We start from the raw sequence: 11595 nt of genomic DNA on the forward strand, positions 1-11595 counted from the left end.
CACTCCCCCTTCCCACCGCCAGCCACCTGCCACGGCCGGTACCGCTGGAACTCCACCAGCGCACCCTGCCGCGGCAGCGCCGCCGCCACCTGCGCCGTGCTCACCGCCTCGATCCGCAGGCTCGGCAACGACCGGTACAGATCACCCTCCAGTTGCAGCCGCTGCTTCTGCAGCTCCGGCCGCCGCTCCGCCGGCAGGCTCACCGAGGCCAGCTGGCGATCGATCCCAGCGATCCGCTCCGCCAGTTCACGCGTCTGCGGCCCACTTCCCGCCAGCCGCTGTTGCCGCTGCTCGATCTCCGCCAGCAGACCCTGGCGGTTCAACCGCGTCTGCAGCGCCAGCTCCCTGGCACCAGGGTCCTGATCCAGCAGCGCATAGATCGTCGCCGGTGCATCGCTCTGCTCCGCCAGCAGCCCCGCCCGCAGTTCGCGCGGCTGCAGCGGCAGCTCCCGCACCAGCCAGTTCCCCTGCGTTCGCGACACGCGACTCAGCAAGGCACGGGCTGAGGCGTAGTCCTTCTGATGCAGGTGCAGCAGCGCCAGGTTGTTGAGAGTAACAATTGTGCTGGGATGCTCAGGGCCATAGGCTTTCTCACTGATCGCCAGTGCGCGTTGATAGAGAGACTCGGACTCGTCACTGCGGCCCTGATTCGCATACAGCAATGCCAGGTTGTTGAGGCTGGCTCCCGTGGCAAAGTTTTCAGGGCCCAACGACTTCTCACGAATGTCCAGCGCCACTGTGAAGAGACGCTCTGCCTGTGCATAGTTACCCCACTTGAAAAAAATCAATGCCAAACTGTTGAGGCTAATTGCCGTGTCGGGGTGAGCTCGTCCCAAACTTTTTCGATTAATCTCCAGGATTCTTAAAAAGAGAGGAAAGGACTCACTGTATCGGGCCTGTCTTTGATAAAGAGATGCCAGGTTATTGAGACTAAGGGCCGTGTCTGGATGCTCCATTCCGAACATCTTCTCGGAATTCGCCAGCACGCGTTTGTAGATAAGCTCGGCTTCCCCGTAGCGACCTTGGTCGACAAAGACATTCGCGAGGCCGATAAGGATAGAAACCGTGATGGGCTGCTCAGGGCCTTCGACCCCCGGAAACTGAGCCTCATTGATAGCCAGCGCACGAACGAAGAGACGCTCAGCCTCTCCATGACGGCCATGCTGGTAATAGAGCTGAGCGAGGTTGAAGAGGCTTGTCGGAGAATAGAGATTCTTGGGATCATGTTCTTTATTGATGATTGAGTTCACTCGCCTTTGAAGCTGCTCAGCTTCCGAATAGCGGGCCTGGGCCCTGAAGTTTGCGGCTAGGCTGGCGAGCGTGAATGCTGTTTCAGGGTGATCCGGACCTAATGCTTTTTCTTGATTCGCGAGCCTGCGCTTGTATAGAGGTTCAGCGTCGGCATACCGAGCCAGTCGGTCGTAAACACTCGCAAGAGAGCTGACAGTGTTGAGCGTATTGAAATTCTCGGGCCCCAAGACTTTAGTTTGAGTGTTAAGCACGCGCTTGTATACCTTTTCAGCTTCCTCGTAACGGCCTTGAACCTGCAATAGCCCTGCAATCCTGGCGAGCAAGAAGACTGTTTCTGGATGCTCAGCACCCAGCGTCTTCTCATTGATCACTAGCATTCTTTTAAACAGAGATGAAGCTTCTGCATAACGGCCCAGACGATCGTAAACAAGCGCCAGATTATTGAGACTGACGACAGTAGCCTTATGTTCAGGTCCCAGCGTCTTCTCCCGAATCGCCAGCGCCCGCTGGTATAGAGGAAGCGCCTTACTATAGGTTCCCTGAAGCTGGTAACTGACTGCCAATAGAACAAGGCTCGTGAACGTCTCAGGGTGCTCAGGGCCTAGATTCCTATCCCTCCACGCCAAGATTTTCCGCCGGACATCAAGCGCACGTCTATTGTCACCCCGCGCCTCCAACTCTTCAGCTTGCTTAACCCAGTTCTCAACGTCGGTAGATTTCGGCTTGGCCAGCTCTGCTTGCGAGATGGTCGTGGCGTAACCGAAGTGCGCATGAGAGGGATTGGTGATCTCATTTTCAGCATGAGCCGCCGGAACACCAAAAAACACAGCAAAAGCCAAAAGGAATAGCTCCACAGGCCCACGCCAATGTCCCACTGAGCGGCCCATGCTGCGCAGTTCTAAGGATCAGTAGATCAAGTTAAGGGCAATCCTTGTGAAGGCGCCTTGCCCCCCTCACCCCCAGCGCCGCCGCCGGCTCACCGCCACGCTGCCATCGAAGCCGGGAACCGGCACCTGGCACTTGCTGACCTCCACCGCCAGGGGGATGGGCCCATAGCAGGCCTCCAGGGTGTCGAGAATCTGCTCGCTGTAGTGCTCCAGGGTGAGGCAGCAGACGGTGCGCGCCTGCTGCTGCAGCGCCGCGATGCCGCGGCCGTAGTCGTAGCCCTGGCTGAGGTCGTCGCTGCGGGCCGTGGCGGCCAGATCCGCCCCCAGGGAGAAGGCCAGCTCGAACCACTGGCCGTGGCGCCGCTCCTGCTCGTAGACCCCCACATGGGCCCACACCCGCAGGCCCCGCACGTGGATCGCCTCGGTCACAGGGGCAGGGGGCGGTGGCTGAACTGCCGGGTGCCGTCGGCGTAGTCAGCGGCGATGTGGCCCTCGCCCCGCAGCCGGTAGCGGTAGGTGACCAGCCCCTCGAGCCCCACCGGGCCCCGCGGCGGCAGGGTCTGGGTGCTGATGCCCACCTCGGCGCCGAAGCCGTAGCGGTTGCCGTCGGCGAAGCGGGTGGAGCAGTTGAGGAACACCCCGGCGCTGTCCACCGCCCGCAGGAAGCGGTCGGCGGCCGCCGGATCGGTGGTGGCGATCGCGTCGGTGTGGCGCGATCCATGGCGGCGGATGTGCTCCAAAGCCGCCTCCAGGTCCTCCACCACCTTCACATTCAGGATCAGATCCGAATACTCCGTGTCCCAGGCGCCGGGCCCGGCGGCCTGGGCCACCCCCAGGGCGCAGGCGGCAGGATCGCCGCGCAGCTCCACCCCCGCCGCGGCGAAGGCCGGCAGCGCCGACTCCAGGAAGGTGGGGGCGATGGCCTGGTGCACCAGCAGGGTCTCGATGGCGTTGCAGGCCGCCGGGTACTGGGTCTTGCTGTCGAGGGCGATGCGCAGGGCCAGGGCCGGGTCGGCGGCCCGATCCACAAACAGATGGCAGATGCCGTCGGCGTGGCCGAGCACGGGGATGCGGGTGTTGTCCTGGATGAAACGCACCAGGGCATTCGATCCCCTGGGGATGATCAGGTCCACCAGGCCATCGAGCCGCAGCAGCCCCAGGCTCTCCTGGCGGCTGGTGAGCAGCTCCAGGCAGCCGGGGGCGACGGCGCTGCCGGCCAGGCCCCGCTGCAGGGCCGCCACGATCACCTGGCAGCTGCGGCTGGCCTCCCGGCCCCCCTTGAGCAGGGCGCCGTTGCCCGAGCGGATCGCCAGCGAAGCGATCTGCATCACCGCATCGGGCCGGGCCTCGAAGATCACCCCCAGCACCCCCAGGGGCACGCTCAGCCGCTCCAGCACCAGCCCGTCATCCAGCTCGGTGTGCAGCTGGCGTCGGCCCACCGGATCGGCCAGGGCCGCCACCTGGCGCACCCCGGCGATGGCCCCCGCCAGCTTGGGGCCATCCAGCTTCAGACGCGCCACCAGGGCAGGCGCCAGCCCCTCGGCCTCGGCGGCGGCCAGGTCGGCCCGGTTGGCCTCCAGGATCCCGTCGCTGGCGGCTTCCAGGGCCTCGGCCATCGCCGCCACCGCGCCACGGCGTTCGGCGTCGCTGGCCTGGCCCAGGGCCATGGCGGCCCGGCGCACCGCCGCGGCCCGCTGCAGCAGCTGGGGGTCGGGCTCCGGCACGACGCCGGCAGGAGAAGTCATGGTCTGGCTCATGGCCCCCATCATCCCAAGCGGTCCAGCGCCAGCCGCACCGCCCCCAGCCGGCCGGCACCGTTGCCCAGCTCGCAGCGGCGGATCGCCAGCCCCTCCCGGCTCACCGCCAGCACCCGCTCCTCCACCTCCCGCCAGACCGCCGGCAGGAAGTGGTGACTGGCGGCGCTGAGGCCGCCGCCGATCAACACCAGCTCCGGGGTGAGCACGTAGAGCAGGGAGCTGAGCCCCACCCCGAGGGGACGTCCGTAGGCCTCCCACACCGCCAGGGCTTCGGTGTCACCGGCGTCGGCGCGGCGGCAGAGCTCGCGCGGATCGAGCGGGCTGAGGCGCGCCAGGCCGCCGAGGCTGCAGAACTGCTCCAGGGAGCCCCGGTTGCCGCTGCGGCAGGGGGGCCCCTCAGGATCCACGCCGATCAGCCCAGGCTCAGCGGCCGCGCCGCCATGGCCGGTGAACAGCCGGCCCCCCAGCAGCACCGCCCCGCCCACGCCCGTGCCCAGGGTGAGCAGCAGCACGTCGCCCACACCGCGGGCGGCCCCCAGCCAGGCCTCACCGAGCAGGGCACCGTTGGCATCGTTGCCCAGGATCACCCGCCGCCCCAGCCGGGCTTCGAGCCAGGCGGCCAGGGGCACATCCCGCCACCCCGGCAGGTTGATGGAGATCCGCGCCACCCGACCCGCCGCGTCGCAGGGTCCCGGCAGGCCGATGCCGACCCGGTCGGCGAGGCGGTCGGGGTCGATCGCATCGACCGCCTCGGCCAGGGCCATGCAGACCGCCCCCGGCACCGCCGGCTGGGGCGTGGGCACCTCGGCCTCGGCGAGCACGGTGCCCTGCTGGTCGCAGCGGGCCAGCTTGATGGCCGTGCCCCCCAGATCGATGCCGATCAGCTGGGCCTCACCGGGAGGTCGTTCGCGGGACGACGCCATCGCCGCACCCTACCCAGCGGAGCACCCGCCGTCCCTCAGAAGCGCAGGAACACCTGCAGCAGCGATTGCCAGGCCCCCTCGGTGTCGACGGAGGTCTGCAGGTTGAAGGTGTCGGAGGCCTTGTAGGTGAGGGTCACCTGGGGAGGGACATCGGAGCGGTTCGGGGCCGCCAGCACCGACATGCTGAAGCGGTTGGTGATGTCCACCCCGATCTCGGCGCCGAGCACCAGCTGGGGCGGCACCCGCCGCCGGGTGGTGCCCTCCTGCTGGGTGTCGATCGCCTGGTTCACGTAGGTGGGATAGAGGGCCAGACTCACCCGCTGGCCGAAGGCATCGCTCAGGGACGACAGCAGCGGCGAGAGAAGGGTCTGGCCCACCACCGTGGCCAGGGCGGCCCCGGCCCCGCCGCCGCTCAGACCCGCCAGGGAGTTGCCGCCGATCAGGGCCACCAGCCGCTCCTGCGGCAGGGGCGGGCTGCTGCGCAGCTTGAGGTTCTCGACGATGCGGTCGGCCGGACCGCTCACCGATACCACCACCAGGATCAGGTTCAGCTGGTTGAGGGCCGAGAGACCGGCCTGGTTGGGGGCGTTCTGCACCGAGGGGCCCACGTCCCCCACCCCGGACGGTGACAGCACGCTGAGGCTGTCGGAGATGCGGGTGCGCAGGGCGATGTCGAGGTAGGGCACCAGCCCCAGAGAGGGGGTGAAGACCGCCACGTTGGGGGCGTCGGGGTCGAGGCTGAAGCTGGTGGTGAACAGGTTCAGCCGTCCCCCCAGCAGCCGCACCACCCCGGAGGCCCGCAGGGAGGGATCCAGGCGGCCGGCGATCCGCAGCTGACCGGCGGTGGTGAAGTTGGCGATGTTGGGGATCACCACCCGCAGATCGGGCCCCAGCCGCAGGATCATGTCCTCGAAGGCCAGGTAGGGGAAACGGGGCACCGAGGAGCGCAGGGCTTCGGCGGTGGTGGACTCCACATCGGGGCCCAGCAGCACCAGGGGCTGCTGGAAGTTCCACTTCGACTCCAGCAGCTCGGGCATGGTGCGCGGCTGGACCGGCTGATCGGACACGGGCTCGCTGGCCGCCAGCTGGCCCGGCTGGACGTTGATGGTGCCGCGGCTGATCGCCACGTTGCCTCCGAGCACCGGGGCCAGCAGGCTGCCGCTCAGATGCAGCTGGCCATCCCCCACCGCCGCCAGCCGCGGCACCTTGAACGGCACCTGCTCCAGCTTCATCACCAGGGTCCGGTCCTGGGCGAGGGGCCGGAACAGCCCCAGGCGGCCCTCGCCGCCCACCAGCCCCTGGGGCCCCACCCGGGCGCGGAACTCCTGCACCACCAGCTGCTCGAAGTCGAACAGGATCGTGGCGTCCACCTCCCGCACCTCCTGGCCGATGAAGCGGCAGCGGAGCTCCCGCAGCCGCAGGAAGCCGTTGGCGATCGGGTCGTCGAGGCTGCCGCGCACCAGCAGCTGCAGGTCGGCGCCGCCCTCCTGCCACTCGAAGGCCTGCCCCCCCAGGCGGGTGAGGAAGCGGAGCCCATCGCCCCGGGTGGCGAGGCGCAGCTCCAGCCCCTGCTGGGAGGCCACCAGCGGGATCGTGCCCGCCAGGTCGACGCTGCGGGAGGCCCCCTCGGCCCGCAGGGCCAGATCCAGGACGATCCCTTCGTCCCTCAGCTCCACCCGCCCCCGCTCCAGCTCCAGTGCCTGCTCCCCGAGGCGCCCTTCCACCAGCGCCAGGTCGAGGGCCAGCTCGGGACGGGGGCCGCCCAGCCGGTAGCGCCCCTTTGCGGCCAGGCTGCCGCGCAGGTTGTCCGGCAGTGGCGTGAGCAGGGCCAGCAGGGAGAGGGGCAGGTCGGCGAGGCTGAAGCGACCGCTGCCGCCGCTGAGCGGCCCCTCCAGCCGCACCTCGAAGGGCTTGCCGGCGAGGGCCTGGGCCCGGTCGCCCTGGTTGAACCAAAGGTGGCCGGTGGCCCGCAGGTCGGCCCGGGTGCGGGCGAAGTCCGGGCCGCTGAGCACCAGATCGGCATCGATCCGGGCCTGCAGCCGTTCCAGCTTCTCGGCCCGGCTGGCCCGGCTGGCCTCCTGCTCCCGGGCGGCGACCCGCTCCTCGGCCTCGGCCAGGGCGCGCAGCTGGTCGGCGACCGTGCCGGCCATGGTGTCGACCACCAGGGTGCCCAGGTCACTGGCCCGCCCGCGGGCCGGGGCCGGCGCGCCGCGCCAGATCGGCCAGGCGTCGGTGAACTGGCGAAACAGGAGCGTGGAGAGCTGACGCGCTTCGAAGCGGGCCCGGAACGGGCCCCGCCAGCGGCCGGACACCGTGGCGGCGATCGTGCCCTGGCCCAGGGGCTCGATCACGCCCTTGACCTGGTAGCGGCGTTCGTCGTACTGCACGTCGGCCTGGATCCGCCGTCCTCCGACCCCCAGGAACTCAGGCGAGAGCAGCTCCACGCGGCCATCGAAACCGAGCGGCTGCAGCCCCAGCCGTCCGCTGCCGCTGAGGTCCCCCTGCAGGGGACGCAGGCGGCGCTGCGGGCCGGTGGCCACCGCCAGGCCGCGCAGGGGGAAGGCGCGGGCCAGCCAGCGGTAGTTCGCCGGCCGGCCCTCCAGGGTGAACACACCGCCGTTCCGTTCGATGGCGGCCCGCACCGGCTGCCAGCGGCGGTCGAGCAGGGCGGTGAGGCGGCCGTCCGGCGTCGGGGCCACGGTGGTGAGGTCGAGGGATCGGTCGCGCAGGCGGCCGCGCCAGGTCTCCCGCAGCAGCAGGGGGCCGGCACCGGGCTGCTGCAGGCGCAGCTGCAGGTCGGGACGCAGCTCCGCCAGAGGGCCGGCGATGGTCCCCTCCGCATCCAGCTGGCCCTGGAGGGTGGTGCCCAGCAGCGGGTCCAGGCGGGACAGGGGGTAGTTGCGCACCTCCACCCGGGCCTGCAGCGGACCGGCCACCAGGCCCTTGCCCGCCTGGAAGGCCAGCGGCAGGCGGGCCGTGGCCGCGAGACGATCGGCGCCGAAGCGCTCCAGCCGCAGCACCCGGTCGCTCCACACCAGTGCCGCCTGCCAGGGCCCCAGGAGGCGCTGGGAGGCCTGGCCCGTCTCCACCCGCAGACGCGGCGTCGCCAGCCGGCCGTCCGCCCGCAGGCGACCGGCCAGGGGCTGGCGCGCCCACACCGGCAGGCGGGAGGCGGCGGCGAAGTCGTCGGGATCGAGGCGCCAGCGGGCCTCCAGGGCCAGGGAGCGGCCGATGCTGCCGCTGGCCCGCACGCTGGAGCCCCCCAACCGGCCATCGAGCCGGGTGAGGCGCAGCAGGCCCTCCCCCCAGCTCCCCTGCAGATCGGCCTGGATGGGCTGGCGTCCGAGCGGATGGCGGGGCGGCGGCTGGGCTTCGAGCTGGACCGCCAGGCGGCGGTCCGCATCGGCCCTGGCCGTCAGGCGGCCGCCCCAGGGGCCGAACCGCCAGACGCTGGCGGGCAGGATCAGGGCCCGGTCACGGCAGGAGAGGGGCAGCCGCTCCGCCGTCAGCGGCGTGGCGCCGGTTCCCAGGCGCCAGCGCACGTCCCGCAGCTCCAGACCCCCCTCGCAGCGGGCCAGACCCCGCCGGATCCGCAGCCCCACCCGTCCGTCGGCCTCCCCGGCGAGGCTGCCCCCGACCCGATCCCCCGCCGGCAGCAGCGGCCGCATCAGGGCCAGCGGCAGGCGGCGGGCGGTCAGCCGGCCCTGCCAGTGCTGCTTCTGCCACTGGCCCTCCCCATCCAGCCGCAGCGAGCCGCCCCGCTCGCCGGCGGGGGGCGTCAGGCGCAGGCCCAGGTCGATCTCGCGGCGGTGCAGGCGCAGGGCCACCTGGCCCGAGAGCCTCAGGTCGAGGGGCAGGGACGTCGCTCCGGCGCCCCGCACCCGCAGGTCGGCGGGCTGAAGCAGACCCAGACGCAGGTCGATGCGCGGTGGCTCCCGCCCTGGGGGAACCGAGCCGAGCACCCAGAACTGGCCGCTGGCGTTGCGGCGCAGCTCCGCCCGGGCCCGCTCGAAGCCCAGGTCGAGCGCGAACCCACGCAGGGCCAGGCTGGCCAGCGGGTCGAGGCGCACCCGCACTCCCTCGACCGACACCGTGGAGGCGTCCCTGGAGCCGGGGAGGAACCGGCTGGGGCCGATCCAGAGCCCGTCGGGCTTCAGACCCCGGTAGGGGCCCAGCTGCAGGGGGCGGCCCATCGCCCTGCCCACCTGGCGCTCCAGGGTGGGCCGGAAACGGCCGTACAGACCGGCGACGATGCGATCGAACCAGAAGACCCCGACCCCCAGCCCCGCCCCCAGGAAACCGACGACGAGAAGCCCCTTCCACACACGTCGGCGGGCGGGCCAGGGCCGACTGTCAGGCTTCCATCGCATCCACCGGGGTCGGTTGCCGTCCATGGGCGGCCGCAATATAGGGGGCTTGTCACGCCCTCCCCAGCCCCATGGCCGCTGATCCGATCCTGTTCGTGGCCGGTACCTGGCTGGGTGCCGCCAGCGGGGTGCTGGCGGTGCTCACCATCGCCGGCTTCCTCGCCCGCTGGGGCATCCGCTTCCGCCTCGTGGGGATCACCAGCTTCACGGTGCTGCTGTCGCTCTCCTGCCTCGCCTTCGCCATCAGCTACAACCCCCGGGTGAGCGTGCCGGGGGCGGTCCAGGTGCCGGTCGTGTTCGACAACGGCACCGATCTGGTCATCGCCGCCGCCCCGGCGAGCCTCGAGGGTGAGGCGGTGGCCCCCACCCTTGAGCAGGTGGCCCGCAACCTGCGCGGGGGCGGGCGCGGCAGCGGCGGCACGGTGCGGGTGCGGCTGCGCCGGGTCGAGGCCGTCGAGCCGGGGCTGGCCCGGCCCGTGGTGCTGGCCGAAACCACCCGGAATCTGGCGGCTGTCCGCCCCGGCGACGCCGCCTGAACCCCTGTGGTCCACCCGTTCCGGCCGGCGCCCCACCTGAAGCGCGAAGCGCAGCGACTGCGCCGGGCGGGCATTGACAGCTGGGAGGAGCTGGCCGGTCTGGATGATGCCCGCCTGCGCCACCTGGCCGCCTCCGGGGAGGCCAGCGAGGCCCGCCTGATTCTTCTGCGCGGCCAGGCCCGGCTGGTGAGCGCCGTGGGCCTCGCCCCCGAGGAGGCGGCCCTTCTGCTGCATGGGGGCATCGCCAGCCCGGCCGGTCTCGCCGCCGCCGATCCGCCGCAGCTGCAGCAGCAGCTGGGCCGGCTGCAGCGCCGTCTCACCGGCTCGGCCGTCCCCCCGGTCGACCTGCCGCTGGTCCTGTCCTGGGTCCGCCGGGCCCGGCAGGCCTCCGGTCGCTCCCCGAACTGACCCTCCGCTCCTGCGCCGCCCCGGCACGGGTGACTGGAATAGGGAAAACGGACGGAGGCAGCGATGCCCCGAACAACCCGCCTTTCTCCCCCCAGAGCCACGAACCACCCCCATCGCGACGACCGCCGCCACACCCTGATCACCCGCTCGAGCACCCGTCTTCGCCGCTGCTTCACCGCCCTTCTCGGCGTCGCCTGTCTGGGCGCGGTTGCCGTTCCCGGCGTGCGGGCCCAGTCCGCCCTGCTGGAATCGGTGAAGCAGAACCCCGCACTGGCCCAGAGTCTCTGCCAGCAGTTCCGCCAGCTGAACGCCCAGGGCGTCTCGGCCACATCGAAGGCGTCGATCGCCAGCCTGGCCAGCAGCCGCGGCCTCAGTCCCATGGATGCGGAGGTGCTGGCCACCTACGTCATCGGCCTGCACTGCTCCACGGTGTTCTGAAGCCCGTGGTCCGGACCCGGGACGCCACCCTGCAGCTGGCGGATGGGGTCCGGCTGATGAGCCGGCTCTGGCATCCCGACGGGGAGGGTCCCTGGCCGGTGCTGGTGATGCGCCAGCCCTACGGGCGGGCGATCGCCTCCACCGTGACCTACGCCCACCCCAGCTGGTACGCCAGCCATGGCTTTCTGGTGGTGGTGCAGGACGTGCGGGGCCGCGGTGCCTCGGAGGGTGACTTCGGCGGCTTCGCCCAGGAGGCGGCCGACGGGGACGCCACGATCCGCTGGGCCCGGAGCCTCGAGGGCAGCAACGGCCGGGTGGGCACCTACGGCTTCTCCTACCAGGGCCTGACCCAGCTGCTCAACGCCGGCGGCGAGGCCGGCAACGACGACGCCCTGCCGGACTGCCTCGCCCCGGCCCTGTGCGGCCTCGATGAACGACTCCACTGGGCCAGTGAGGGGGGAGCCCACTGGTGGGCCCTGGGCCTGGGCTGGGCCCTGCAGCTGGCGGCGGAGGGCTGCCGGCGCCGGGGCGACGGGGCCGGCTGGCGCGAGATCCGCCGCAGCCTCCAGCACGGGGACTTCACCGAGGAGGGACTGGCCCTGCTGGAACGCCACGATCCCCGTGGCATGGGCCTGGGCTGGCTGCGGCGCGACCCCGCCGGTCCCGAGGGCTGGACGGTCCACCCCGTGGCGCCGGCCCTGCTGCGGCGGCCCCTGCTGCTGGTCGGCGGCTGGCACGATCCCCATCTGAGGGGCGTGCTCGACCTCTGGCAGCGGGCCCGCGGCGCCGGGGGCGACCCCGAGCTGGTCATCGGCGCCTGGAGCCATCTCGACTGGGGCGGGGGGCTTGACCGCGAGCTGCTGGCCTTCTTTCGCCGCCATCTGCAGGATCCACCGCCCCGCCGGGGCCCGGCGGATCCCACCGCTCACCAGGGCGCGGCCGCGGCCCCGATCCGCCTGCAGTGCGCCGCCACGGCCACCTGGCACAACCTGGACCCGGCGGCGGCCGCCAGCCCCGCGGCGGCGGAG

At 71.2% G+C, this 11595-nt stretch carries 9 protein-coding genes; 4 read left to right on the top strand and 5 right to left on the bottom strand.

What is annotated here, in order from left to right:
• The 5 genes from KBY81_RS14915 to KBY81_RS16655 all read right to left on the bottom strand — a co-directional run.
• Window positions 1–2105 (bottom strand): tetratricopeptide repeat protein (locus KBY81_RS14915; RefSeq protein WP_254976918.1); only part of this gene is annotated, 2105 nt, incomplete at its 3' end.
• Between the two features lie 99 nt (window positions 2106–2204).
• On the bottom strand, window positions 2205–2567 hold the full coding sequence (locus KBY81_RS14920; protein WP_254976919.1) for a dihydroneopterin aldolase: 363 nt from the start codon (window positions 2565–2567) through the stop codon (window positions 2205–2207).
• A complete protein-coding gene (locus KBY81_RS14925) occupies window positions 2564–3883 on the bottom strand; it encodes a glutamate-5-semialdehyde dehydrogenase (protein ID WP_254976920.1) in 1320 nt (439 codons plus the stop codon). Before KBY81_RS14925 ends, KBY81_RS14920 begins: the two co-directional genes overlap by 4 nt.
• Before the next feature lie 20 nt (window positions 3884–3903).
• Window positions 3904–4818 (bottom strand): ROK family protein, encoded by a 915-nt coding sequence (locus tag KBY81_RS14930; protein WP_254976921.1) that lies wholly within the window; start codon window positions 4816–4818, stop codon window positions 3904–3906.
• A 35-nt stretch (window positions 4819–4853) separates the two neighbouring features.
• The gene (locus KBY81_RS16655) at window positions 4854–9143 is read right to left on the bottom strand and encodes a translocation/assembly module TamB domain-containing protein (protein WP_254976922.1); all 4290 of its coding nucleotides are present in this window, start codon (window positions 9141–9143) and stop codon (window positions 4854–4856) included.
• A gap of 113 nt (window positions 9144–9256) precedes the next feature.
• On the opposite strand from KBY81_RS16655, the gene KBY81_RS14940 reads away from it, so the two are divergent.
• From KBY81_RS14940 to KBY81_RS14955, 4 genes are all read left to right on the top strand, one after another.
• Entirely contained in the window at window positions 9257–9721 is a 465-nt protein-coding gene (locus KBY81_RS14940; RefSeq protein WP_254976923.1) for a DUF2518 family protein, read from the top strand.
• Window positions 9722–9727: 6 nt separating this feature from the next.
• The gene (locus KBY81_RS14945) at window positions 9728–10129 is read left to right on the top strand and encodes a DUF4332 domain-containing protein (protein ID WP_254970848.1); all 402 of its coding nucleotides are present in this window, start codon (window positions 9728–9730) and stop codon (window positions 10127–10129) included.
• A gap of 63 nt (window positions 10130–10192) precedes the next feature.
• Window positions 10193–10567 carry a hypothetical protein gene (locus KBY81_RS16660; protein ID WP_219904221.1) on the top strand — a complete coding sequence of 125 codons (375 nt, stop codon included), beginning with the start codon at window positions 10193–10195 and terminating at the stop codon, window positions 10565–10567.
• A gap of 56 nt (window positions 10568–10623) precedes the next feature.
• Window positions 10624–11595 (top strand): CocE/NonD family hydrolase (locus tag KBY81_RS14955; RefSeq protein WP_396103810.1); only part of this gene is annotated, 972 nt, incomplete at its 3' end.

This window comes from Cyanobium sp. Lug-B (assembly GCF_024345635.1).
Lineage (GTDB): Bacteria > Cyanobacteriota > Cyanobacteriia > PCC-6307 > Cyanobiaceae > Cyanobium > Cyanobium minutissimum.

Bases quoted from the DNA above. Each gene is read 5' to 3' on its own strand.
- KBY81_RS14925 (WP_254976920.1), bottom strand. From the start codon at position 3,883: ATGACTTCTCCTGCCGGCGTCGTGCCGGAGCCCGACCCCCAGCTGCTG.
- KBY81_RS14930 (WP_254976921.1), bottom strand. From the start codon at position 4,818: ATGGCGTCGTCCCGCGAACGACCTCCCGGTGAGGCCCAGCTGATCGGC.
- KBY81_RS14940 (WP_254976923.1), top strand. From the start codon at position 9,257: ATGGCCGCTGATCCGATCCTGTTCGTGGCCGGTACCTGGCTGGGTGCC.
- KBY81_RS16660 (WP_219904221.1), top strand. From the start codon at position 10,193: ATGCCCCGAACAACCCGCCTTTCTCCCCCCAGAGCCACGAACCACCCC.